This window comes from Flavobacterium sp. (assembly GCF_035299245.1).
Taxonomy (GTDB): Bacteria; Bacteroidota; Bacteroidia; order Flavobacteriales; family Flavobacteriaceae; genus Flavobacterium.
In genome coordinates this window covers 193,272-219,978 of sequence record NZ_DATGWY010000009.1, presented here as the reverse complement: position 1 = coordinate 219,978, position 26,707 = coordinate 193,272, and the positions used below count along the sequence as shown (strand labels likewise).

At 34.8% G+C, this 26,707-nt stretch carries 19 protein-coding genes and 1 tRNA gene; 14 read left to right on the top strand and 6 right to left on the bottom strand.

Annotated features, from left to right (window positions below; translation table 11 throughout):
* Entirely contained in the window at window positions 1–3,660 is a 3,660-nt protein-coding gene (locus VK161_RS07120; protein ID WP_324214076.1) for an SEC-C domain-containing protein, read from the bottom strand.
* A 246-nt stretch (window positions 3,661–3,906) separates the two neighbouring features.
* On the opposite strand from VK161_RS07120, the gene VK161_RS07115 reads away from it, so the two are divergent.
* From VK161_RS07115 to VK161_RS07105, 3 genes are all read left to right on the top strand, one after another.
* Window positions 3,907–4,314: a hypothetical protein gene (locus VK161_RS07115; RefSeq protein ID WP_324214075.1), complete on the top strand. Its 408-nt coding sequence runs from the start codon at window positions 3,907–3,909 to the stop codon at window positions 4,312–4,314.
* Between the two features lie 67 nt (window positions 4,315–4,381).
* Window positions 4,382–4,819: a JAB domain-containing protein gene (locus VK161_RS07110; RefSeq protein WP_324214074.1), complete on the top strand. Its 438-nt coding sequence runs from the start codon at window positions 4,382–4,384 to the stop codon at window positions 4,817–4,819.
* Window positions 4,820–4,946: 127 nt separating this feature from the next.
* The gene (locus tag VK161_RS07105; protein WP_324214073.1) at window positions 4,947–5,495 is read left to right on the top strand and encodes a hypothetical protein; all 549 of its coding nucleotides are present in this window, start codon (window positions 4,947–4,949) and stop codon (window positions 5,493–5,495) included.
* On the opposite strand, the gene VK161_RS07100 is transcribed toward VK161_RS07105, so the two are convergent.
* Window positions 5,474–5,704, bottom strand: a complete 231-nt coding sequence (locus VK161_RS07100) for a helix-turn-helix transcriptional regulator (protein ID WP_324214072.1) — start codon at window positions 5,702–5,704, stop codon at window positions 5,474–5,476. The two genes, VK161_RS07105 and VK161_RS07100, sit on opposite strands and share 22 nt — an antisense overlap.
* 101 nt (window positions 5,705–5,805) lie before the next feature.
* On the opposite strand from VK161_RS07100, the gene VK161_RS07095 reads away from it, so the two are divergent.
* Complete coding sequence (locus VK161_RS07095) at window positions 5,806–6,300, top strand: hypothetical protein (protein WP_324214071.1); 495 nt, start codon at window positions 5,806–5,808, stop codon at window positions 6,298–6,300.
* Between the two features lie 84 nt (window positions 6,301–6,384).
* Here VK161_RS07095 and VK161_RS07090 read toward each other — a convergent pair.
* Window positions 6,385–6,464, bottom strand: a tRNA-Leu gene (locus VK161_RS07090).
* Between the two features lie 286 nt (window positions 6,465–6,750).
* Here VK161_RS07090 and VK161_RS07085 point away from each other — a divergent pair.
* From VK161_RS07085 to VK161_RS07070, 4 genes are all read left to right on the top strand, one after another.
* Window positions 6,751–7,692 (top strand): ribose-phosphate pyrophosphokinase, encoded by a 942-nt coding sequence (locus tag VK161_RS07085; protein ID WP_324214070.1) that lies wholly within the window; start codon window positions 6,751–6,753, stop codon window positions 7,690–7,692.
* 84 nt (window positions 7,693–7,776) lie between these two features.
* Window positions 7,777–8,379 (top strand): 50S ribosomal protein L25/general stress protein Ctc, encoded by a 603-nt coding sequence (locus VK161_RS07080; protein WP_324214069.1) that lies wholly within the window; start codon window positions 7,777–7,779, stop codon window positions 8,377–8,379.
* A gap of 193 nt (window positions 8,380–8,572) precedes the next feature.
* Window positions 8,573–9,193, top strand: coding sequence for an aminoacyl-tRNA hydrolase (gene pth, locus VK161_RS07075; RefSeq protein ID WP_324214068.1), 621 nt, complete (start codon window positions 8,573–8,575; stop codon window positions 9,191–9,193).
* A gap of 40 nt (window positions 9,194–9,233) precedes the next feature.
* Complete coding sequence (locus VK161_RS07070; RefSeq protein ID WP_324214067.1) at window positions 9,234–9,767, top strand: hypothetical protein; 534 nt, start codon at window positions 9,234–9,236, stop codon at window positions 9,765–9,767.
* 48 nt (window positions 9,768–9,815) lie between these two features.
* Here the strand turns inward: VK161_RS07070 and VK161_RS07065 are convergent, their stop codons facing one another.
* Complete coding sequence (locus VK161_RS07065; protein WP_324214066.1) at window positions 9,816–12,473, bottom strand: reprolysin-like metallopeptidase; 2,658 nt, start codon at window positions 12,471–12,473, stop codon at window positions 9,816–9,818.
* A 295-nt stretch (window positions 12,474–12,768) separates the two neighbouring features.
* Between VK161_RS07065 and VK161_RS07060 the strand changes: the two genes are divergently transcribed.
* The 5 genes from VK161_RS07060 to VK161_RS07040 all read left to right on the top strand — a co-directional run bounded on the left by VK161_RS07060 (window position 12,769) and on the right by VK161_RS07040 (window position 18,513).
* Complete coding sequence (locus VK161_RS07060; RefSeq protein ID WP_324214065.1) at window positions 12,769–14,796, top strand: M43 family zinc metalloprotease; 2,028 nt, start codon at window positions 12,769–12,771, stop codon at window positions 14,794–14,796.
* Between the two features lie 89 nt (window positions 14,797–14,885).
* On the top strand, window positions 14,886–15,821 hold the full coding sequence (locus VK161_RS07055) for a bifunctional riboflavin kinase/FAD synthetase (protein ID WP_324214064.1): 936 nt from the start codon (window positions 14,886–14,888) through the stop codon (window positions 15,819–15,821).
* 118 nt (window positions 15,822–15,939) lie between these two features.
* The gene (locus VK161_RS07050; protein ID WP_324214063.1) at window positions 15,940–16,380 is read left to right on the top strand and encodes a hypothetical protein; all 441 of its coding nucleotides are present in this window, start codon (window positions 15,940–15,942) and stop codon (window positions 16,378–16,380) included.
* 74 nt (window positions 16,381–16,454) lie between these two features.
* Window positions 16,455–17,540 carry a biotin synthase BioB gene (gene bioB, locus VK161_RS07045; protein WP_324214062.1) on the top strand — a complete coding sequence of 362 codons (1,086 nt, stop codon included), beginning with the start codon at window positions 16,455–16,457 and terminating at the stop codon, window positions 17,538–17,540.
* Between the two features lie 112 nt (window positions 17,541–17,652).
* On the top strand, window positions 17,653–18,513 hold the full coding sequence (locus VK161_RS07040) for a cupin-like domain-containing protein (protein ID WP_324214061.1): 861 nt from the start codon (window positions 17,653–17,655) through the stop codon (window positions 18,511–18,513).
* Window positions 18,514–18,564: 51 nt separating this feature from the next.
* On the opposite strand, the gene VK161_RS07035 is transcribed toward VK161_RS07040, so the two are convergent.
* Window positions 18,565–23,385 (bottom strand): choice-of-anchor D domain-containing protein, encoded by a 4,821-nt coding sequence (locus tag VK161_RS07035; protein WP_324214060.1) that lies wholly within the window; start codon window positions 23,383–23,385, stop codon window positions 18,565–18,567.
* Between the two features lie 139 nt (window positions 23,386–23,524).
* On the opposite strand from VK161_RS07035, the gene VK161_RS07030 reads away from it, so the two are divergent.
* Complete coding sequence (locus VK161_RS07030; protein WP_324214059.1) at window positions 23,525–24,001, top strand: regulatory protein RecX; 477 nt, start codon at window positions 23,525–23,527, stop codon at window positions 23,999–24,001.
* A 205-nt stretch (window positions 24,002–24,206) separates the two neighbouring features.
* Here VK161_RS07030 and VK161_RS07025 read toward each other — a convergent pair whose 3' ends face one another.
* Window positions 24,207–26,594, bottom strand: coding sequence for an alpha-amylase domain-containing protein (locus VK161_RS07025; protein WP_324214058.1), 2,388 nt, complete (start codon window positions 26,592–26,594; stop codon window positions 24,207–24,209).
* Window positions 26,595–26,707: the final 113 nt, after the last annotated feature.

Here is a 26,707-nt window from a genome sequence, read left to right as displayed (position 1 = left end):
TTACTTAAAATATTTTTTTCTTTTAATCTCATTAAATGAAATAATCTTTATTCCTTCAATATTCTCAGTTATTTTAACTGGTAATTGATAAGATGATATTAATAATGATTCAACCCTAAACTCCAAAAAATCGTATTGAAATCTTGAACCTAAAAAAGCAAGATTTTTTTCTAACCAAATACTTCTAGTTATATGTTTAGGTAGTTGCTTATTTATGTAGTTTTTAGCATCTCTTTGAAATTCATATATGATTTTTGCTTGTTTAGTGTTTTTGCATTCTATAGAATAAATAATTTTTTTAGTCTTGTCAAAAGCTAAAATATCTACATCTCCATAGTTTTTTTCATTACCCTTAACGGGTATTTTAAACTCATAAGGTACAACCTCTAAAGAAGTATAATCTTTCATCCAATTGCAAACCTCGTTTCTAAAGTGTTTTCCTTTTATGTTGTTTCTTTCTGCCAACAAAGAATTAATCTTTTTTAAATCCTTATTTACTTTTAAACTCCCATCAAAAAATACCGCCATGAAGTTTTCAGATGCAGCAGCTAAATGTCTAGCACTAAGAATGAACATGTTTGAGCCTTCAACATTCTTAATTTTTATTATTGGTCTCAATAAATACGACAATGACCTATTGTATCTCCAAGGGAAAATATCTGTATAATCATATCCTTTTGGCGGAATGCTTATATTTCCTCTGGAATTTAAAATAAAATTATTTATTAAAGATTCGGTTTCTGCTATTGTTAGTTTAAATTCACTTTTCAAAAGTTTAAGAAAATCTTTCTCTTTTATGGTTAATATAGATTTTTTTTCTTCAAAACAGTATTTGGCAAGTTCATCAAGAAGAACTTTAATTTTAAAAATCCCTATTCCAAATTCGATATTAAAAATTTCATCAACTTTTTCATAGTATTGCTCATCCTCTTGTAGGTTATCATCCATAATTTTTGTAAAAGTAAATGATTCAGTATATTCAAAATGCTCATCTTTTTTATGCTCAAGAGAAAATTCATTTAACTTACTGAAATAATCTTTTTGAATCCCTAACCTTCCTGAAGGTAATTTACCCATTTCAGGATCATCTAATTCAAAAAACAATATATCTTTAGTAGTACCTAAAAAAATTATTTCATCTACTAGAGCAACTAGCATATCTACATCATCATTGTTCGGAACACTATTTCCATAATGAGGTTCTGCAACTATAAACTCAATCAAACATCTCAAACACAAACCTGTTCTAATGTTTTTTGCATCCTCTTCAACAAACTCATTCAATGTATCCAAATAGTTTTTAAAACATTCATAAAATGTCACTGTTCTAATTTTTTTGAATGATGTCCCGTTTAACAAAACCTCGTTTCTAAGAGCAACAAATTCCAATAGACTTATGGAGTCAAACTTTGAAATAATTTCTCTTACTTTTTCAATTAAGGTATTTATCCCAAATACACAAACATCAATTTTCTCTTTTCTAGTTTGTATTTTTTCAGGGATATCAACTTGCATCCACTCTACCATTTCCTCTAAAACAATTGATGTATCGGCCTTATCAAGAAAAAAAGTTCTACTAGGAATAAACCTATTGTCTAATTTAATATTTTCAGCGGTATTACCTGCAACAATCATTTTAGCCATTTCTGAAGACATATGTTTATCAATAATATTCTGTATATCTACTTCTATTTTTACATTAAAGTTTTCATTTATTAACTCCGTTAAACCTTTTAAAACAGTTTGCATAAGCATTTTTTCACCATTGTTATTGTTTTCTTTTATCAAATTATTTAATACAGATGGGATAAGAATAGAAAGTTGATTAATTTTTTCATTTAGTGTAAATTGAAAATTAACTTTTGATTTTTTATTTTTTAAAAAATCTTCAGAAGTGTAATTATTAAACCCTTCGTCTAGAGATATACTAATAGTCAATGGCATGTTTGGTAAACCTATAAAGAAAGAATTTAAAGTTGGTGAAAATTCATTTAGCCAATAAGCAATAGCATCCAAGAAATTTTTACACTCCCAATCATAGGCAATATTATTAACAATCCATATTGGAAACTCATACTTTTCTATAATTAGTTTTAATTCTCCGTTTACAACTGTATCTGAAAAATAAATTGGCGCATGTGCAAGTACATCATATTTACTAACTGGAGTATACATCAAACCATCATCAGTAAAAATTAATGCTAGATGTCTATCCTCTTTTTGTAAAGATTCTATAACCTTGTTTCCTTGAATATCAAATGTAAAATGCAAATAGTCAACTTTTTTGTCATCGCTATGAAAAAAAGAGTTTTCATTTCTCTTATAGTACGACATATATGTTAGTAAAGAAAAAGCCGGTGAAAGGTTTAAATTTTTACTTTCAGCCCTTTCTTTCGCCTTAAGGTACTTCCATAAATCAAGTTGCTTCAATTTCCAAATAACCATTGCTCTTTTCAAATCTTGCAATCCGACAATCATTTGATATTTTGCATTTTTAACTATCTCTTGCCTTACACCATAAGGACTCTCTAAATCAAATGGTGAGTGTATAGTAATTACCATGAATTGATTGTCACCTCCATTCTCATCTATAAAGTTTTCAATTTTTTGAGTTTTACCCAAATTATCTGAACCAATTATATAATTAACTATCGCATACTTGTCTTCATCAAATTTCCAAACTTCAAATTCAGCATCAATCAATTTTTGATAGTTCATTGCATGTTTCCATCCCATCTTTGTAAACACAAGCTCGCCTTCTCCTTTACTAATAGCAGTTAGAGCTCTTTTGAATTCATCAACTTTATTATATTGAACAAACCTTTCTTTTAAAAAAACGTTTAAACTATACATTTGAGATGAAGGAAGAGCCAAATAATAATTGTCATCAAAGTCAATAAAAGGATGTTTTAAAAATTCAGTATCATGAGGCTTCACGTTTTTCAATGCTTCTTGATTTATTACAAAATCCAAAATTGGATTAAATTTTAAATTCATTTCTGAAGCTCTTTGCTCTATTTCTATCTTCGAAAAGGTAAAAAGTCCAATATGCTTATCCATCTCATGCTTTTGAGGAAAAGTAATCTTACCTCTATAATCATCAATAAACATATACCTCTTTATATTTAGCTTTTTTGCAATGTTATCATGAACTTGTAAAGAAAAATCACAACCAATATTGATGTGGTTTTTACAATCCTGCGAAATATCATTTTCTCTATGATATACTGTGTTTATTATTAATTGATTTACCTCTGTTGCATTACTCGTTATACCAGGAAAAACTATATTGTTTCCATTGAAAAACATTAAGTTTTCTGAAAAACAACTTTCTGATGGGTCTTCATTGTAATCGTCAGGATAATATTTGTCAACAATCTTTTTGAAAACATTATAATCATTATCGATGTGAAAATTTTTATTGTGGAGATTTTCAATAATCTTATGTTGTATCCTTTCTAATCTAATTATTTTAGTGCTATTCTCAGGTATTAACTGTAAATGAGAAACAAATTCTAAAAGCCTTATAGCATTTGAATTTCTTATATAATTAACAAGTTCGTCTTCAAATACTCTGTCTTTTTTAGGAATATTAGCACAACATTTTTTATATATTTTACCACTGCCACATGGACAATATGCAGTTCTTTTTACATTCATTTAATAGAGGTTTCAGTAAAGGTATTTAAAAAAAATCCACAAAAAATTTTTTTTTAGTGCTTTAATAAAAGCTTTAGCTACCCTATCCAAATACACCCCCACCTAAAACTCAATCTCAATACCCCCACCCATCACTAGCAAGTAAAATTTTATAGCCTGAGAAAACATAAGGTGATAGTTATAGTTTTCTTTAGGTTTATGATTGTACTTACAAAGTTTTAATGTTTAACTCAAAAACTTAAAAAGATGGTAAGAATTGTAAACTATCAACAAAGACAAACAGAACAAGGAAAAGTATTCTTTGTTTTAGAACTTCAAGGAGGAATTGAAATGGTAAAATCCGCTGAAACAGGAAAATTCTATGTAACAGCAAGGAAAGCCACAATATCCTCAACTTTTGACGAATTAACTTGCCAATCACTAATTGGCAGTGAATTGCCAGGCAAAATTGAAAAAATCAATTGTGATCCTTATGAATATACCATTAAGGAAACTGGAGAAATCATTACTCTTACTCACAGATTTGAATTTGTTGAGGAGAGTTCAACTAATCAATATGTAGACAAAAGTAAAACTACTATTGATGATTTCATGAGCAAAGCACCTACAGGAAATGCATTTTCAACCAATGGTCATTTTGCGCATCAAGAGTAACTAAACTGCCCATGACTTTTACAGAGTTATGGGCTTATTTTTACTTCTTAACTTAAAATTATATTTTATGAATGAACTAGCAGAAATTAGAGTTTCCTATTCAACAAAGAACAATCAAAAGCATAAAATAACATCAAGTCAAAAAGCTTATGAAATCATCTTAAGTTCATGGTCAAAGAAAACTATTGAACTTCAAGAAGAATTTAAAGTTATTCTCTTAAACAATTCTAATGAGATATTAGGAATATATCCTCTGAGCAAAGGAGGTATAACAGGTTGCATAGTAGATGTAAGATTAATATTTGCAGTTGCTTTAAAATGTAATGCCACAGGAATAATTTTAGCTCACAATCACCCATCAGGGAAGTTGAAACCAAGTTTTCAAGACATTACAATAACAAAGAAAATTAAATCTGCTTCTTTAATCCTAGACATACAGCTACTTGACCACTTGATTATTACCAAGAATGGATTTTATAGTTTATCAGATAATGGAGATTATTAAAAGAGTGTGCTTGTGTAAATAACCTCTTTTATGATGTAAACCTAAAAAATAGAATAGTAAACAATTATATTAATAGATATTTTTTTAATTTGGTAAACCTATATATTAAACTTTAATCTATCAATAATTGAAATTTAAAGACCTAAATCACGAGATTAAATCAAAGTTTGTCAGAGATACTCTTTTTGAACTTTATCCTTTTACAATAGAGGATTTTCAAGATTTTGAGAGCTATATTGATTTTAAGATTATTTCTAAAAACCAATATATAGATTGGAGTGTAGAGATTGTAGAAAAAAATTTAGAAAAATGGGATTGGTCAGAAATTGAAAACAATCCCATAGTTTGTAAAGAGGTAAATTTAGGTTTACTATATCCTGAAAAAGTCAACATTGAAAAACCAAGATGTACATGCTACAAAGAATTAGAGTACTGCAACATGAAGAAGTATTGTAATTCAGAGTATGACAGAACAAAAATGATAAAGAAGAAAGTTAACTGCTTAAGTCCTTATATATATGGTTACATCAAATTCTTAATTGATGAAAAAGTTATCAATAATGATATTATGAGTAACATTCTTTTATACAATATGGATATTAATGTTGAAAATGATGATGATGTAGATGATGGAGAATTTAGGGAAGATAATAATTATTCAGATTTGCCTTTTTGAAACATAAATAACTCATACATTGGTACACCTAAACCAATAGCTACTTTCTCTAAAGTAGAAAGTTTAGGGTCTGTCCTTCCTGCTTCCAATCTTGATAAATTGCTCTTTTCAAAGTTGCACTTAGCAGCCAAATCCTGTTGAGAAATATTCTTCTCATTTCTGATTTGCTTAATGCGTTTACCTACTTTATATCTTAGAGCTTTTTCCAATTTTAAATTATCATATACGACAACTCAAAATTTGTGTTATTTTTGCTATGTTGGTTATCACGTGTGATAACTTAAATATTATTATTTAACTACTATTTATTATGAAAAATTCTGAAAATAAAGAAGAGAATATAAATACTCCAAACATCATCAAATCAGATGTGAACAATAACCTCGATTTAAAGAAGAGAATAAAAAATAGGAAAAACTTATGCCTATATATTGGAGCGTTTATGTTACTAATAAATTACAATTTAAAGAACCATTTTAAAAATACTGCTGAATCACAAATAGAAAGCTTAAGCAAAAACTACAATCCTTATTCTCAAAACTTAGAGCAGAGGTTACAAGACAAAAGATACTATAAAATACTATCTATTGAGAGTAAATATGATAACTACATTCTTTTTCTAAATATCTTTAATGTAGCTTTGGCTTTAGTTTTATGCTCACTTGTCTCAAAATATGACTTGATGATATGGAGCATATTAATAGTATTATGCATTTTGCCCTTTCCTAATATTGCTTTAATTATTGCAAGCTCAAAATTTACTTTAAAAAAAGAGTATAAACAACTACTTAATTTAACTGACTAATAACCAACAATACAATTACCGTACAATTCTAAAAACAAAAAATCCTTAACTAGCAGTATTTTAGCTTGTTAAGGATTTTTAAAGTACCCGGAGTGGGAATCGAACCCACACTCCTAAGAACACGAGTTTGAGTCGTGCGCGTCTACCAATTCCGCCATCCGGGCGTTTTGCCTGATGATTATTTAGCTAATTTTTAGAAAAAATTAATTAAAATAGTTGCCATCCGGTCATTTGGTATTTTAAAGGACTGCAAATTTATATAAATTTTTCTCATTTCATAAAAAAATACTACAAATTTTCCTTTCGTACTTGGATTTTATTCCTAAATTTGCACCTCGTTAATACGACACACAACTAACTAACTACAACCGAGACGTTTACAACAGCGGGTTTCAGAGTAAAAACTGGAGCAAATTGTGATGAACCAATCGGGATTAAACAACACACACAATGTCACATCAAGAACCAGAAGCAAAAATATTTGCTTGTTCCCAAAGTGTCCACTTAGCCGAACAAATTGCTGAAAAGTACGGCGTTCCGCTAGGTAAAGTTACGTTCTCTAAATTTAGTGATGGCGAATTTCAGCCTTCGTTTGAAGAATCCATTCGAGGATTACGCGTTTTTATTGTTTGCTCTACGTTTCCGTCGGCCGACAATTTAATGGAACTACTGTTGATGATTGATGCGGCAAAAAGAGCATCAGCGCGACACATAACTCCGGTAATTCCGTATTTTGGATACGCTAGACAAGACCGAAAAGACAAACCACGTGTTCCGATTGGAGCTAAACTAGTAGCAAAACTACTAGAAACAGCTGGAGCAACCCGAATCATGACGATGGATTTACACGCCGATCAGATTCAAGGTTTCTTCGAAAAACCAGTTGATCACTTGTTTGCTTCTACCATTTTCTTGCCGTATGTTAAGAGTTTGAATTTAGAAAATTTAACCATTGCATCGCCGGATATGGGTGGATCAAAAAGAGCGTATGCGTATTCTAAGTTTTTAGAATCGGATGTGGTAATTTGCTACAAACAACGCAAAGCAGCCAATGTGATTGACACAATGGAGTTGATTGGTGAGGTAAAAGGAAGAAATGTGGTATTGGTAGACGACATGATTGACACAGGCGGAACCTTAGCCAAAGCAGCCGATTTGATGATTGAAAAAGGCGCTTTAAGTGTTCGAGCCATTTGTACTCACGCGATTTTATCGGGTGATGCGTACGAAAAAATTGAAAACTCTAAATTGAGCGAATTAATCGTAACCGATTCGATTCCGTTGAAAAAAGAGTCGAAAAAAATAAGAGTGGTGAGTTGTGCGCCTTTGTTTGCAGAAGTAATGCACATGGTACAGAACAACAACTCGATCAGTGGGAAGTTTTTGATGTAGAAGAAAGAAGAAAGACCGCTTCGCTGAAAGAAGAAAGACAAGCAAAAAAGAAGAATTTTTTATTATTAACTATATATTTTTACAATGAAATCAATTACGATTGAAGGATCAGAAAGAGAAAGCGTAGGCAAAAAGGCAACGAAAGCCTTACGTGATGCTGGAATGGTTCCTTGCGTTATTTACGGAGGAAGTCAACCAGTACATTTTGCAGCAGATGAAAGAGCATTTAAAAACTTGGTTTACACTCCAAACGCACACACAGTTGAAGTGGTTTTAGCAGGTAAAAAGTACAATGCAATTTTACAAGACATTCAGTTTCACCCAGTTTCAGACCGAATTAATCACATCGATTTCTTCCAATTAAGTGATGACAAAGAAATCATCATGGAAGTTCCTGTGAGCGTGGTTGGAACATCGCCAGGTGTACTTTTAGGAGGTGTTTTACGTTTGAACCAACGTAGACTTAAAGTTAAAGCGTTACCTAAAAACTTACCTGATTTTGTTGAAGCTAACATTTCTGAATTGCAAATGGGTAACAAATTGTACGTTACGAAAATCGAAACGAACAATTTCAAATTAATGCACCCAGACAACACTGTTGTTGCTCAAGTGAGAATTTCACGTGCTGCAATGAAAGCGGCTCAAGAAGCTGCAAAAGCAGAAAAAGGAGCAAAAAAGAAAAAATAATTCAATTTTTTTTCAAATACAAAAGCATCAGTTGTTACTGGTGCTTTTTTTATTTTGTAACGAAAGGCTTGGGCTTTCTTGTAATCCGTATTCCCGCTTTCCGTCATGCGCGGCATTTCCTTCAATCGGGGTTAGAAACAGAAACGTCGTACACAAAAGTTAAGATTTCTAACAATTATACTACTTTTGCATCATGAACTGGTTTTCATCATTATTTAAAAAAGAAGAAAAAGAAATCATCGATCCTATGAAGAAGTTTCTCATTGTTGGTTTGGGCAACATCGGCGCCGACTATGTCAATACACGCCACAATATTGGTTTTAAAGTACTCGATCACTTGGCCAAAAAAGAAAGTTTATCTTTTCAAACTGCCAAATTAGGCGACGTAGCCGAATACAAAATCAAAGGGCGAACCTTGATTCTTTTGAAACCCAACACGTACATGAACCTCAGCGGAAAAGCCGTTCACTATTGGATGGAAAAAGAAAAAATTGCCAAGGAAAATATATTAGTCATTACCGACGATTTAAATTTGGCTTTTGGAACCATTCGTATAAAATCAAAAGGCAGTGATGGCGGACATAACGGATTAAAAAACATTCAGCTTTTGTTGAACTCAACTGAATATCCTCGCTTTCGTTTTGGCATCAGCGACGACTTCAAAAAAGGAAGACAAGTCGATTATGTTTTAGGCGAATGGGACGAAGAAGAGAAAGCCAAACTACCCGAACGATTGGATAAGGCTGTAGAAATCATCAATTCGTTTGCTTTGGCTGGATTGAACAACACCATGAATGAATTCAACGGAAAATAATTGGCAACCTTTTTGATTGCATTCACTAAAATCGAGTATTATGAAAACAGTATTACTTTTTTCGCTTTCGCTTTTTTTAAACTCTTGTAGTTGTAAAAAAAGTACCGTTGACAATCAAGCTGGCACAATGACAAAAACCACTACATTACTATCCGATTGTCCAACCGATGGAAAATGCACTATTGAAATTTTTCCAAACAAAAGCATGAACATCCAAACCGATGGAACGGGCGCAATGTACAATCAATTAGTAGATTCTAAAGAAACTTCTGTCATTGTTTATCAATACAACCGAGACGTTCCTGAGGGTTTACAAGATGGTAATTACAGAGAAGAAATCATTTTTGAAATTAAAAATAGCGACAGTAATCTAGTTATCTCTGGAAATGATTTACAACAAAGCAAAATGTTGTTTGGGCGTTTTTGTTTTTGCCGAGGACAAACCGGATATTACAAAGTAACTGATGGGAATCTTAATCTGACTCAAAAAGATAAAAGCATCACCTTCAATTTAAGCTTTACAGTTAACGAAGTTCCACAAATTATCAAAACGATTCAAGCTTCGATACAATAAAAAAGTCCTGCCGATTGAGCAGGACTTTTCTTTTATTTAAAATTAAAATTACTCTACAATAATTTTCTTAACCATTTTGGTTTCTCCATCCAAAACAGTAACCATATACACTCCGCTTGAAACATTTTTCAACTCTAGGTTTTGTTGAATCAATCCGGTGTTGGCATAGGTTTGGCTGAAAACTTCTCTACCTCTGATATCGTGAACATTGATTTTGATATCATTACCAGTAGAAGAATTAAACTGAACTGAGAAGCTTCCGTTATTTGGATTAGGATAGATGTTGAAATCATTGGACACAAACTCTTCGCTTGCCAAAGTACATCCAAAATCAACTCCCCAAGACGAAACAACTCCAGTATCACCATTATAGAAATCCTGAACCGTTAATGTCCAAACTCCACCTGCTGGTTTTCCGTTAAAAGCACTCAACGCTTGGCTTGAACTACAAGTTCCAACAGTTGGACTAGCACAAACTGGAGCTGGAGCACCATCTTGGAAGGTTACATTAATACCAGTTCTTTGTGGATTATTACAACCTCTGTTCCATAAAATAATTTCAGTATTATCTGGGTGTTTTAATTTCACCACTAAATCACCAATCCAAGTATGATTGGAACTGAACATCGCTTTCATATTATTAATGGTAGCAGAAGAAGAAACATTCAATGTTCTAACAGTTGCAACTCCAGGGTTATTTGCCCCTAAACCATCTGCAATTGCTGTTCCAGGCGATTCAGTAGCGGTATCACAAGAATATCCAAAAAGAATATTTTTTGAAACGCAGTAGTAAATATTTCCAATGGCTTCGATCATGATTCTACCTGTAGTAGTAGATACATTCGGAACCGTGATTGTTTCAGAACCATCATTTGGAGTACTTGCAATTAAAGTAGTAAAAGTAGCTCCTCCATCTGTAGAATAAGAGATTTTAACATTGGCTGTGTTGATTGGAGCAGCATTGGTTCCGGCTAAATCCCATGTAATAGTTTGAGTAGAACCTATTGCCCATGATGCGTTAGCTGCACTTGGTGATGAAATTCTAAATGGTCCACTGTTAGCAAAAATAACATTCATATTGTCTCTACCCGTTTGACCTCCATTTGGAGTTCGATTATCCCTTACAGTCAATGCAAAAGCAAGTGTTCTTTGAACACTCGGAACCACTTCCCAAGTTGGAGTTAAATTTCCATTCAACACTTCAGAAAACACAGGCATGTATCGATCAGGAGAAGGTGATGGCGGATTGGATTTAAAATTTGGTCCAGAAGTATTGGTTGCTAATGGTGGTTGAGTAGAAACGGGTGTATTAGTTTGTTCCCAACAATACGTTAACGAGTCACCATTGGCATCAGTTGCATTACCTTTTAAAATAAATGCTGTTCCGTAAGGAATGGTATAATCCAAACCAGCTAAAGCTACTGGAGCATTGTTTCCGTTAGGATTGTTTGGAGCACAATTCCCAGTTCCAGCCACAAAAGTTGCCATTTGAGCTAAACTTACGGCGTGAAAATGAGCATCTGAATTGGACTGAACATTTGGAGGACAGATTCCGGCATACGCCATAATTGTACTTCCTGAACCTGGCTCAACAGAAGTACTTGTCGAAATATTTCCGCCACAAGAATTATTGAACGTGTGAGTAGCACCAAATTGGTGTCCCATTTCGTGAGCCACATAGTCAATATCAAAAGGATCTCCAACTGGAGCAGGCGAACCAGTAATTCCTCTTGCTTTGTTAGCTGTACAAGGAGAATTCAACTGCGCTAAACCTCCACCACCAGTACTAACGGTATGTCCAATATCATAATTAGCGGAGCCAATAGCACCATCAATTACGGTTTGACTTTGATTGATAAGAACATTAGCATTATTATTATCAAAACTGTCAGTAGTTAAGAAAATAATAGCGTCATTATTTGCAATTAAATTCATTCGCAATGACATGTCACGTTCATAAAGACCATTTACACGAGTCATTGTAACATTCATTGCTGCTAAAACTGCAGCTCTTTTTTGAGCATCAGTTCCAGCGCCTAAACCAGCAGCAGTAACATGATATGCTGCATATTCAATTGTACATGCCATTGCTAAACGATACACTCTAAACTGTCCGTCACTAGCAAAAACGGCATTATTTTCTAAAGTTTTATCAGCAATCACATCATAATCATCCTGAACCAAACAATTAAAATGAGCCGTTGTTCTTACTACATCTGATTTTTTATAGACAATGTAGTTGTTCAAGTCCTTGGTGTAGGTATCAATAAAATAAGAGCCTGATTTTCCGGACAAAGACATAACGTGTAATCCAAAAATCGTTGTGCTAAAACGTATGGTTGACAATGGATCATCAACGCCTTTACCATAATAGGATTTTATATCTGGATAACGATTAGCTAGAGCTTGATCCATAATTGGAGCTTCAAAAATTTTGAATCGTTCCAATTCTCCATCTGCGTTAGGAAAACTTACAATTACATTTGATGTTCCTGATAGATTTTCTAACGGCGCTTGTAACAATTGACTTTTCATTGTAGCGAAATCAAGTGCATACAAATCGTACTTAGTTGGAATTGACATTCTATCCATCTTTTCCAACACATTTACTCTTTCATCGGTCGTTTTTGTCCACAATGAATTTTGTCCAAAACTTGTAGAAAAAATCAAAATCAAAAAGAGAGCATAAAAAATAGTTTTTTTCATTTACTTCAATTTTTAGTTAAACAAATATACCTCAATTATAAATAATTACAAAAAATGATACGACAAAACTTAAGCTGCTTATCCTTGTATAATGTCAAACTTAAATTTTACATCCAATTTCATATCCCTATTAGAGAAATAACATCATTATTTAACGACTGATTTTCAATTAGATGAAAAAATCAAAACAAACCGACAAACATAAAATTTGTTCTTATTATATTTTACTAAATGCTTTTTTTTTATATTTTTACAAGCTATAACAAGTTTTACTTTATTATCACAAACTAAAATCATGAAAAAAATTACTTTATTTTCTTTGCTTTCTTTACTTTTCCTATCGGTAGGATATAGTCAAGAAGCTAAACCAAAAACCGTTTTCGGGAAACAAATTACCAATGTTTCACCTGAAGGTTTAGTACGATGTGCTTCTACAGAGTACGAGCAATACCTTCAACAAAATGACCCTAAAAGAATGACTGACGCTCAATTCGAAGAGTGGTTAGCTCCTTTAATTGAACATTATAAATCGATGCAGGCCGTGAGTTCTGAAAGCGGTGGAGTTATTACAATTCCTGTTGTGGTTCACGTTATTCACAATGGTCAAGCCGTTGGAACTGCTCCAAATATTGCTGATGGTCAAGTAGAATCGCAAATCACTGTAATGAATCAAGATTTCAGACGTATGGCTGGAACTCCAGGTTTTAACAACAGTGCAGTTGGCGCTGACACAATGATTCAGTTTGCTTTAGCAAAAGTAGATCCAAACGGTAATCCAACTAATGGTATTGACAGACAAAATCTTTGTCAAGCATCTTGGACTACTGATGCTATCAACTCAACAGTAAAACCAACCACTATCTGGGATCCAACACAATACATGAACATGTGGAGTGTTCAATTTGCTGACGGATCATTATTAGGCTATGCTCAATTTCCAAATGCCTCTGGATTACAAGGATTAAATGCTTCTGGAGGAGCTGCAAACACAGATGGTGTTGTTGCTAATTATTCTTATTTTGGTTCTAGAACTCTTTTCCCAACTGGTCTATACGGAGACACTACTTATGACAAAGGAAGAACAATGACTCACGAAGTTGGACACTTTTTAGGATTACGCCATATTTGGGGAGATTCTAACTGTGGAACCGACTATTGTGCTGATACTCCTACTGCTCATACTGCCAACTTTGGGTGTCCAACTGTAGCAAACTGCTCAAACACCGGAAACGAAATGGTTCAAAACTACATGGACTACACTGATGATAGTTGTATGAACATCTTTACAATCAATCAAAAAGATCGTTTTACTGTTATAATGAATAATGCGCCTAGAAGAGTAACTTTAAAAACATCAACTAAAGACTTACCAATCCCTTTGTTTGCCAATGATGCTGAATTAAAACTTGAGACTGTTTGTTCTGCTTCTGGCTCTTCTGGTTGTGCAACAGGTTCAGGAGCAACATTAAAAGTTACTATTTACAACAGAGGAACTGCTACATTAACTTCAGCTGTTATTGCTTACAGTATTGATGGTGGTGCAAGTAACAACTACAATTGGTCTGGAAGTTTAGCACCTAACAAATTTGCAACTTTTGATATGCCTATTGTAAATGCTGCAAATGGAGTTTTGACTGCTGCTATCACAACTGCAAATGGTGTTGCCGATCAAAGAGCTACTAATAACGAAGTTACCACTTACTATGAGATTCCTACTGGTCCAGCTAACTATACTTTTAACAACTTTGTATTTAGACTTCAAAGAGATCAATACGGTTCAGAAACTACTTGGAACTTAAAAAACCAAGCAGGAACAACACTTTATAGTGGTAACGCTACTGCTAACACAACTGGCTTACCTGCTTTGTTTACTCAAAACTGGACATTAGCTAGTGGAGGTTGTTATACATTTACAATCAATGATTCTTATGGTGATGGTATCTGCTGTACTTATGGAGCTGGTTTTTACGATATTAAATCTACTGATGGAGCAACTATTGTTGCTAGTGGAGCGTCTTTTGGAACAACTGAAAGCAAATTCTTTACAGTTAATGCATTAGGAAATGAAACTTTCGAAACATTAAATGATGTATACGTTTTCCCTAACCCAACTAAAGACATCTTGAACATTGCTGTTCCTAATGGAATTGAATTAATTAAAGAGGTTACAGTATACAATTATTTAGGACAAATAGTTGGTCAAAAAAGTATTGTTTCAGCTGATGATTTAACTGTAAATACTTCTAACTATAGCAGTGGTGTTTATTTAATCACTGTTTCAAATGGTTCAGAAAGCAAAACATTACGCTTTATCAAAGAATAATTTATTCTAACAATTATAAAAAGAGGATTGAATTCATTTTCAATCCTCTTTTTTTTAAAATAAAAATTACTTTTGTAAAAAATCAACTTTTGAAAACTCATCTTTCTACTGCTTCTTTTACTTCAAAAAACAAAACCATCGTAACGATTGGGACTTTTGATGGTGTACACATAGGTCATCAAAAAATTTTAAAGAAAATTACACAAATCGCAAATGAAGAAAATTATGAAAGTGTAGTGTTGACCTTTTTTCCACACCCAAGAATGGTGCTTCAACAAGACAATTCCATTAAACTCTTAAATACCATATCTGAAAAGGAAAAATTGTTTGAAACTATCGGAATTGACCATTTAATTATCCATCCTTTCGATGAGGAATTCTCAAAACTTTCTGCCGAAGATTTTGTAAAAAAAATATTAGTTGATCAATTGAACGTTCAAAAGATTGTCATCGGATACGACCATCGATTTGGTAAAAACCGTTCGGCCAATCTTGATGATTTAATCGGATTTGGAATCAAATACCATTTTGAAGTAGAGCAAATATCTGCAGAAGAAATTAACAACAACGCTGTTAGTTCAACCAAAATAAGAAATTCATTGCATGATGGAGACATCGAAACTGCAAATAGTTACTTAGGTTATCATTACAATTTTACAGGAATCGTTGTAAAAGGAAATCAGTTAGGACGAACTATTGGTTTTCCTACAGCCAACATTTCTATTGAAGAAGAGTATAAATTGCTTCCAAAAAATGGAGTCTATATAGTTCAAATATGCATTGAAGGAACTGATTTTTTTGGAATGATGAACATCGGAACTCGACCCACTATTGATGGAACGAAACAATCTGTAGAGGTTTACATTTTAGATTTTGATAAAGAAATTTACAATACCAAACTCACAGTTTCTGTCTTGAAATTCATACGTGAAGAAAAAAAATTCGAATCCTTTGAACATTTAAAAGAACAAATTGAAAAAGATAAAGTTTTCACCATTCAGTTTGTTTCTTCATTTATAAAATAACACAAATGTTAAATTTTTAAAGGAATTTATTATTTATTGTTAAATTTTAAATTGCTGAAAATCTTTTAATTAACTTTGATAGTCCAAAATCTTAGTATTAACCTCAATTATTACTCCAATGAAACTATCAAAAGAAATCACCAACGGTTTTCTGATTTTCTTAGGAATATCAGCTTATTTTTTAGTAATGCAAGCTTTGGGCTTATCAGACAATCACCTCTTGAGGTTTTTTAATGTTTTTATTGTGTATTATGGAGTATATCGAACCATAAAAGCAAACTTCAACGAAAACAAATTTGGCTACATTCACAATGTGGTTTCAGCAGGTTTTACAGCCATTAACGGAGTTGTAATGAGCTTTATTGGGCTCATTCTATACATTTATGCTAACGGCGGACAATCATTTCTAAACAGTTTATCACCTGGTTTTCTGTTCAGCGGAAATCCGACAGTAACCGAATATTGCTTTGGCTTATTGTTTGAAGGATTGGCCTCGGCAATTGTAATTGTCTTCATCAGCATGCAATATTGGAGAAGTAAAACGGCTTTGAATGATTAGGCATTTTTAAACTTCCTTCTTTATTGTTTCTTACAAACTAAATACTTAATTTTGATGAATTAAATTTTCATCAAATGAGTGTCATTAGAAATAACTGGACGAAAGAAGAAATTATCGACATATACAACAAGCCTTTAATGGATTTACTGTATGAAGCAGCAAGCATCCATAGAGAGCATCACGACCCAAATGTAGTTCAGGTTTCTACATTACTATCCATAAAAACAGGAGCTTGCCCAGAAGATTGCGGGTATTGTCCTCAAGCTGCACGTTACCATACCGATATTGAAGGAAACGACTTAATGTCGGTCAGTCAAGTAAAAGCTCAGGCTTTACGTGCCAAATCAAGCGGTTCGTCACGTGTTTGCATGGGCGCAGCTTGGAGAAATGTAAAAGACGGACCCGAATTTGACCAAGTTTTAGAAATGGTACGCACCATTAACAAACTGGATATGGAAGTATGTTGTACATTGGGAATGCTGACCGAAAATCAAGCCAAACGATTAGCAGAAGCTGGTTTGTATGCTTACAATCACAATTTAGATACGTCTGAAGAATATTATAAAGAAGTCATTTCAACACGAGGTTTTGAAGATCGTATACAAACCATCGAAAACGTACGAAAAACCAATGTAACTGTTTGTAGCGGTGGAATCATTGGCATGGGAGAAAGCATAGAAGACAGAGCCGGAATGTTAGTGGCACTTTCTACGTTGAGTCCGCAACCTGAATCAGTGCCAATCAATGCGCTTGTTGCAGTGGAAGGAACTCCTATGGAAAATGAAAAACCAGTTGAAATCTGGGAAATGATTCGAATGGTAGCCACAACTCGAATTGTAATGCCCGAAACTCAAGTGCGCCTTTCTGCAGGTAGAACTGAAATGTCTCGTGAAGGTCAAGCCATGTGTTTCTTTGCTGGCGCTAATTCGATTTTTGCTGGAGATAAATTACTTACAACTCCTAATCCTGATGTAAATGAAGACATGAAAATGTTTGAATTATTAGGATTACAGCCTCAAAAACCATTCATAAAACTGATGCAACCTACTACAGTAGAAGCTGAAGATTCACAATACCAATCGTTAGGTGAAAAACCAAAATGGTCTAGACCTGGGCATAAAATTGAGAAAAATATTGAAGCCTCAGTAAAAGGAAAATAACTTTTTAACTTTTATATAACTACACAATAGTTTTACAATTTCATAAAGCTTTATTAATTTTGCTCTTACAATTTAGTAGGAGCATTTTTTTATTCTTTATATCCGCAATACTATGTCTTTGAACCTGACAGAAATAGAACGCGTAAAAACAATTTCAAAAGAAGATTTTTACAACAATTATGTTAAAAAACAGAAGCCTTTAGTTATCGAGCAATTGACTCAAGATTGGCCTGCTTTTGAAAAATGGAATCTTCACTACATCAAAGAAATTGCTGGCGAAAAAATAGTTCCGCTCTATGACGATCGTCCTGTATCTTACAAAGACGGATTCAACGAAGCACACGCCAAAATGAAGATGACGGATTATATCGATTTGTTATTGAGAGAACCCACTAATTACCGCATCTTTCTGTATAATTTAATGAAAGAAGTTCCGGCTCTCAAAAATGATTTCAAATGGCCTAATATCGGATTACGATTGGTAAAACAATTGCCAATGTTGTTTTTTGGCGGAGAAAATTCACGTGTTTTCATGCATTATGATATTGACTACTCTAACATTCTTCATTTTCATTTTCACGGAAAAAAAAGATGCGTACTTTTTGCTCCCAATCAAACTCCGTTTCTCTACAAAGTTCCTCATGCGTTAATATCTAGAGAAGACATCGATTTTGATCATCCCGATTTTGAGAAATGGCCCGCTTTGAAAAAAGCACAAGGTTTGGTTTGCGAACTCAATCACGGGGAAATGCTGTACATGCCTGAAGGTTATTGGCATTATATGAAATATGTAACTCCAGGATTCTCAATGAGTTTAAGAGCTTTCCCAAGAAAAATTGGCAATCTTTCGAAAGCAGCTTACAATGTTTTTATCATGCGTCATTTTGATAATCTGATGCGAAGAATAAAAGGACAAAAATGGATTGATTATAAAAACGAACGCGCGATTACCGACACAAATAAAAATCTATAAAAAACAAAAAAGCTCCTAATAAAGGAGCTTTTTTTTATTGAACAAATTCAATTATAAAACTATTTTCTTGGTTACTACTTGTCCGCTTTCAAGTTGAACTTTTACAATAACCGCTTGATTTTTTACATTGTTTTTTGAAATGGTAATTTCTTGCGAAGCATCTGTATTTTTAAAACTTAAAATTTGTCTACCTAATACATCATACACCTCAACCTGACTAATGCTTTCAGATATTGAACGAACTACAACATTCAACTCATTGGAAACGACCATTACATTGTTTGCAGCATCAAATTCGGTGGTAGTTAACGCATCCGAAGTATATCGCAATTCGAAACGATCATTAAAAGTTCCAGAAGCAGAATAGAACGAATAAGGTGCAGATTTCAAATCGTGAATCACATTCAACTCTTTGTCTTCTAAAAACACATTTTGATCTTCTGTAAAAATTCCATCTGTAGCGGCAATTGCTATTTTGTAATCGCCCGTTTGCGGAACAACAACTCCTAACAGAACGTTATCATTTTCATCAAAAGGTGTTGGTTTTCCTTGAATGTGCATACGTTCATTGTCAATCAAAGAATAAATACTTTGAGACGATGTGGTTGGAGCAAAAGCATCAAACAACCGGTCTCTTCCCACTGTAGCGCCATCAACATAACCAATTAAAGTTCGTACCGAATTTTGATTTGAATTCACTAAATCCAACCAAATTCTACTTTTCTCTTCACCCGCATTTGTTTGATTTGATGTTCGGAAAAACTGACTATTATCGTACGTTCTGCTTCGCATCAAGTTTGTAAATTGAACCGTGCTCGTTGCTGCATTACCTTCGTTCATTAGCACAAAAAACGCTTGTCCACCAGCAATATAGCCATTAAATCCGGCTGGTCCGCTTACGGTTCCGGTTCCGTTATAAACAATGTAATCATTTACCGTATAATTGTACTGATAACTTCCGTAAAACGGATTGGTGATTGCTGCTGGCAATGCTCCATGCGTCCACAAACGAACTGCACCTTCAATATTGGTATTGGCATTTAAAAAATCTAAAGCACGAATAGCTGATGGATATGGGTTTCCAACCAGATTCCAGTTATCGTCATTAACAGTAAACGGAATTCCATTGGCACTCGTGTAAGTTCCTAAAGTAGCAGCCGTCATTGCCCCACGCGAAATAGGAACTGAAACAATACCATTATTTTGTTTTCCTCCAGAAAAGGTAACCGTCAAATTTTGAAGTGATGCATCATTAAATGTATTAGGTCCGCGAACAATAAATCCTTCTCCCGAGCCCATTGTGCTTCCAGCAGCATTTACCCATGTTCCCAAACCACCGTTGACATTATTAGTGGTTGTATTCCATCTCCAGATTAAATTGGATGGAGTAGCAGGAGAAATATTATCTACATTATAACCTTCAATTGGAGACGACCAATATACATAATCGCTTCTTCGCAAAGACGCTATTCGCTCATAAGAAATGGTTCCCGTATTCACAGCATCATCGTTCACTTGAACCAAACTACCATTGTTGGCTACTGTAAGTGTTCCGTTGTTGATAATATCACTTTGACTTTCGATGTAATTTCCAGCAGTAATTTGAACCGTTCTACCCGATTTTATCTCACATTCGCAGGCTTGAACATTACCGTTTGTAGCCGTGTTGTAAGGACCATCAAAAATCGCTTTCGTATTGACATTTGGCACACCAGCCGACCACGCCGTACCGTCCCAAGTAGTAATTACAGGTAATTGACCTTCAATTTTGATATCATCAATTGCCCAAATTTCGTCAGCACGGTCAACTGCTAAGGTAATTCTGATTAATAAATTCGTTGACGAAGGAAGATTTCTAACATAATACGTTGCAATTCCATTAGGCAATTCAGCTCCACCGTTTCGTGTGTCAACTGTAGCGCCATTATTAGTTCCTGTGTAATAAGCATTAAAAACTCCAGTAGCATTAAAATCCCAACGCGAATTGGAATACGCTCTCAATACCGATTCGGTCGACCAATTTACTCCACCATCAACGCTAGTCTCAACCTGGACGAATTCATTTACATCCAAACCTTGAGTAGTACCTGTTCTGAATGCGCCTACTTTTAGTGATAAATTAATATTATTATACTGACTAACATCTATTGGCGACATTGTAACAACAGCCGATTCTACTACATTGCCAGATGCCGTTGTGCCAATGCCTGCCATTTGAAAAGCGCGTGCGCCGATAAATGCGTTTCTTGGTCCAGATCCATTATCAAACGTTCCTCCTGCAAGATTAACAGTCCCATCGGTTGTATAAGCATATCCATAAGTTGGAGTAGCCGGTACAACTTCAAAATCTTGAACCGCTAAAGTTTGAACTGCATTATTGGTACAAGGAGAAAACACTATTCCATTACCTGAAATTGCGAAAGTATAAACAGGATCAATCGGTTCGGCAACCGTTCTAGCTGCATCAGTATAAACATTAAATGTAACCGTAGCATTTTTGATTCCAGAAGAAGTAGGAGTAAAGTTAATAGTAAATGATGTACTGTTTCCGCTTCCTAAACCATTATTGGTTGGTTGTGCAGTCACACTAAACATAGCTGCATCAGCACCAGAAAGCGTAACATTACTCAAATAAGTGGTTACTCCTGACAAATTACTAACCACAAAGGTATTTTGTTTGACACCAGTTGTGACCGCTACTGAACCAAAGTTAGTTAAATTGGTCAAAGCAGTAGTAGTAGATCCTTTTGCGACGTCGTTACCATTACCATAAGTATAAATATTGTTAGTTCCCTTTGCAGTTCCGCTAATGTTAAAGTTATACGGATTTTCATCAGTATCAGAGTTGGCAATAACTATGGTAGCATTTTTGGCTCCTGGTGAATTCGGATTGAACTCAACATCAAACGTTAAGGATGCTCCGCCTGAAATAGCATTGGAAGAAGGTTGCGCAATTACGGTAAATAATGAGGCATGCGGCCCAGTTACTGTTACATAAGGTGTTCCTGTTAAATTCAGAGCTGTTGACCCTATGTTTTCGATGGTAAAAGTACGAATTACAGTGGTTACACCTACAGTTGCTATACCAAAAGCGGTATGATTGGTTCCTACAGGATAAATGCTATTATCAGGAATGGTTTGTCCATTTCCTTTGACATTCATTTCTACCAAAGCCACTAGCGTTCCCGTTCCTTGAATGACAAAATTATACGGATTTTCGTTGGTATCATTATTGTCGATGCGAAGTGTAGTACTTCTAATACCTGCACCCGCTGGTGTGAAAGTCACCGTAAAATCTAATGAAGTTCCAGCAGCAATTGTAGTGGGCAGTGTAATTCCAGAAACCACAAACTCAGAAGTGTTTCCTCCCACCATGAAAATATTAGTAATATTCAACACCGAATTACCTGTATTCTCAATTCTGAAGTTTTTCGCCTGATTATTTCCAACAACAACCGTAGCAAAAAGCGTATTGTCTGTTCCTTGTGGAGTTATATCATTATCTGGAATGGTAGGATTAGTCCCAACTACACCACGAACATTCATTTCTGGACCAATCAATGTAGAACAATTGGTTACTGGAATTGTAGGTAAGGTTCTGTAATTTAGAGTTGAAGGATCACTCAAATAAGCACTGTACGGAACTAAGGAAAAATAATAAGTCGTTCCAGTATTTAAACCCGTTGCATTATAATTTACTGCTAATCCTGTATTTGAAGTATATCCATGAACTATAGCATCACCAAAAACAGTTCCTGCTGGATGTATAGCACCATCAGTTGGAACTCCTGTTGGAGCAGCTCCGATTCGGTACAAAATAATATATCCATCACCACCAATAGTATTCGCAGCACTGAACGACAGATTAATTTGAGTAGCACTAAAAGTAGAACAAGTAAAAGTAGCAGAATGTGCGGTAGCCTCAGCCGCTAAAGTAATAAAAGTGATACTTTCAGGAGTCGTGGTATTGTAACAGATATTGGTTCCGCTACCATTATAAGCATAAACGGTTATGGTATATTGTGTTTCGGGCAACAACCCAGTAATTCCTGTTACTGTTGAACCATTACTTCTGTACACCACTCTATTGTTTACATCAATTTGACCCGCACTGGCCCAAGCAGTATTGGGAATGTAATTCGTTCCATTTACAGGAACAGCATTAGCCGATGCCGACGGACGAATTACCACAATTGAACCTGTTGCAGTAGCACCAGGCGTCCAAGAAACATCAGTTCCGCCAACAGTTGTGTTGGAATTTGTTATCGTTGATGCTTGTGAGGTTGGTGTGGTACAAGGTGCAGTTGATGTAACTATACCATTTACTACAATATCGTTTCCTACACCATCTCCTGGCCCACCAGTTCCTGCTCCAGCTTCAGCATACATGTACATTCTGTAGGTTACTGCTGTTGATGAATTAGCTTGAGAAAATGTAAAAGTAAATGTTTGAGTAGCTGTGTTATCAACAATTGCGTACTGAGTATCCAAATTAGCTGCATAGCCGTCAAGTGAATTTCTTAAAACTATTGCACTCGGACCAGTTCCAGATCTTTGTAATTGAATAACAACAGAAGATACCGAAAATTCATAACCTACATTCGGAGTTATGGTAAATTCCATGTAATCATTTCCTGTAACTGCATTTGCAATGGAGGTTAATGCCCAGCCTGTTGCGTTAAATCGGTCTGCATTGGCTCCTGCTGTCAAACCTGCGCCTCTTGAAATCGTAGAAACACCGATATTAGGGTCATTAAAATTGGAATTGGAAGTTGCTTCACTTCCAGCCAAACCTGCAAAATCAAAAGTTAATATTTGTCCCCAAGAAAAAACACTGCACATCAGTGCAATAAGTAGTAGTTTAAACTTCATATCAAAAATGATAATAATTTTGTTTTTGTTTGAACTGATTTTTCCCCAAAAATCAGCCTACAAATTTACTTCTAATTTGCACAATTTCAATACATTTGCGTTATCAAATTATTAACAAACTCTCATCTTTTCAACCGTTTTGAACTCAAAGTCAATCAGTTCTGTAGAAGTAGTTTTACAAAAACTAGAATATTATTGCTCCTACCAAGAGCGATGCCATGTTGAAGTACAAGAAAAATTACGGACTTTTGATATTTCTGAACACGACAGAAATAGAGTGATTGTTCACTTAATTGAACATAATTTTTTGAATGAAGAGAGATTTGCATCTGTATTTTCAATCAGTAAATTTCACCAAAAAAAATGGGGGAAAAACCGCATCAAAATCGAATTAAAAGCCCGAAAAATATCGGATTATTTAATCACAAAAGCACTTAATGAAATTCCAAGTGACGAATACGAAACCACTTTTGACCAGTTGTCTGAAAAATGTTGGGAATCTATAACTGAAAAAAACACTTTAAAAAAGAGAAAGAAATTCTGCGATTACCTACTCCGGAAAGGCTGGGAAAGCGATTTGATTTATGAAAAAGTGAAAGAATTGGAATCTAACTAAATCAATCTGGACTTGAAGTAAATATTTTTTTGGTAAATTTAATTTTATGCGAATTAATTGATGAAATTTTGCCACAGATTCACAGATTAGCAATGATTTTAATCTGTGAATCTGTGGCGAAAAACATTTACAGAAGCTTAAGTAACACGAATAAAAAACCACTCACCCATTCGGATAAGTGGTTTTCAACTGCATAAAAACTTAATTAATTAACTAAAACTACCTTTATTCGTTTATCCTCAGATTCGGTTTGAAGATGAACGATGTATGTGCCTGATTGTAATTTGCTACCTTCTAAAATTTGCTCCTGATTTCCTTCTTCAAGCTCTCCATCAATTAAAGTGGCAACTTTTTGTCCCAATAAATTATATACGTTCATTGTAACCTTTGATTTTTGTTTCAATGAAAAAGCAATAGTTGTTGAATTGGTGAATGGATTAGGATAAGCCGTTACTTCAGAAATCGAATTCTTTACGATTTCATCCTCTTCTTCTCCTATCATACGAGCGGCATACGAAGCGGTATTCGGAATTTTTGGCGCGGTATACGTCACTTTTACAAAAACATTTTGCGCGGGATTTGTACCACTTGTGTTTTTAACCTTAACGGTGTAAAATCCAGTTGCAGTTGGCGTGTAGGTTAATGTCAAATTTCCTAAGCCACTAACTGTTGAAACTATTGAACCCGCATTATTGTACAAATTCATTGTTAGATTTCTTGTCGTATTGGTTGGAAATAAATTTACCGTGATGGTCTTTCCTGCTTCATCAAAAACTTTTCCAACAGTTCGCAAAGCCGTTGAACTTGCCGGAATTGCTCCACCTTGTTTTAATGAACTTGCGTGCGCATCACCCAAATCATTAGCCATTTCCCATTCTTGTGTAGTGCTGCGTTGTGCAGGAGCAAATCCGCCAGTAATTCCGGCTGGACCCCAAATACAATATCCTCTTCTAATATTACTTCCATCACAAGGTGGCGCCCAAATGGTTGCTTTTCCTGTCGCATCAGTCCAAATATCAGCCGAATTGGCTCCAGAATAATCGTGCAATTGTCGGTTCGGCCCAAAATCGGTTTGAATAGTTGCACTTTGCCAAGACGAATAATTGTCGTTCACAGCAATGATAGCGTAACTGTTTTCTGGTCCGACATTGTATCCTCTTTCGATGATTAATAAATCGGCTGCTTGCCAACGCACTTTATACGAACCTTTTTTGAAATTGAGTTTTTGATGACACCAAATTACATTGGCCACATCATCACGAATGGGTAAATCAACTGTACTTGTTGGCAAATGCGAGTAGCGTTTACCTGTACTTCCAATGTTGAATAAATCTTCAAAAAACACTTGAGGCGAGCCATCCACAGCAAAAGCGACTGCATACGCAGCTCCTAAACGAACATTAAACGGATCGATGTGACCACCAATTTCGTTTCCTGTATCCCAACCGATGTAATTTCCGTTGGCATCTTTTTGAGGACGAAATGTATCGTGATTATTTACAAAAGGCACTGTTCTGTAGCGATTTCCTTGTTGGTAACCCGGAATGGTTCCGATGTTAAATCCGCCATTTCCATCAATCATTGCTTTGATTCCTTCTCTTAAACTAAAATCGAAAGTTCCTACCAAATCTTCCGTTCCACCGTTACTAGTTCGCACGCTGTTGATCCACGAATCCATTGCTCCAGCGTTATTGATGTTTTCACCCACAGCAAACATATTTGCACCTCCATTGGCCCAACCAGCATTGTATTTTAGATTATAAATAAAATCCTGTAATGCCCAATACGGATAATGTTTGGCGGCATCGAATCGAAATCCATCGCTTCCGGTTTGTTTTTTGAACCAAATCAACCAATTTCGAGCACCATTTCGCATATAATCAGAGGACTGGGCTGGATTGTAGGTTGCGTTGGAACTTGTACCATAGGCATTCGATTCGTAACTGATATCCGGTCCGAATAATATAGAATTCCATTCGTTGGTATTGGCAACATTGAATTGATTCGGGTAGAAATTTTCCCAGTTTTTAGACCAACGACCACTTCTCGCTAGATAATTAGCAGCAGTTTCATCAGTTGCTGGCGTGTTGTAGCTTACAAATCGGAAGTTTTTGTAACCGCTGTTGGTTTGCACCGAATAACTATTCGGATCTTGTCCGCCGGCGCCAGTAGCAGAACCCGCATCACCCGAATGATTGAGCACAACGTCTTGAATTACATCAATTCCGTTGGCGTGTAAAACCGCAATCAGTCGTAGCAATTCATCTTTACTTCCCAAACGTGTTTTGGTACTTCCTTTTTGATATTTATCGCCTAAATCATAAAAATCAAATGGTCCGTAACCGTTACTGTTGGTTCCTGCATTTTTTTGACACGGCGGAATCCAAACGGCGTCAATTCCCATATCTCGGAGTCTCGGCGCCAAATCGGCTATATAATTCGACCAACCGTTGGGATAATTATTATTCCAATAATCCCACCAAAATCCTTGCAAAACCACTTTGCCATTCCATGGGTTTTGAGCAACAGAAATTTGTGAAAAAGTACAGAGAATGAGTACTATAAGTAGTAGTTTTCGGGTAATTTTTTTCATACGATATAGTTTTGATTTACTCAAATCTAGGAGTAAAATTCTACATCATCGCAAATAAAAAAATAAAAATCAGAGCAGTTAAACGATTTTTTGTTGGTTTACATTGGTGTTTT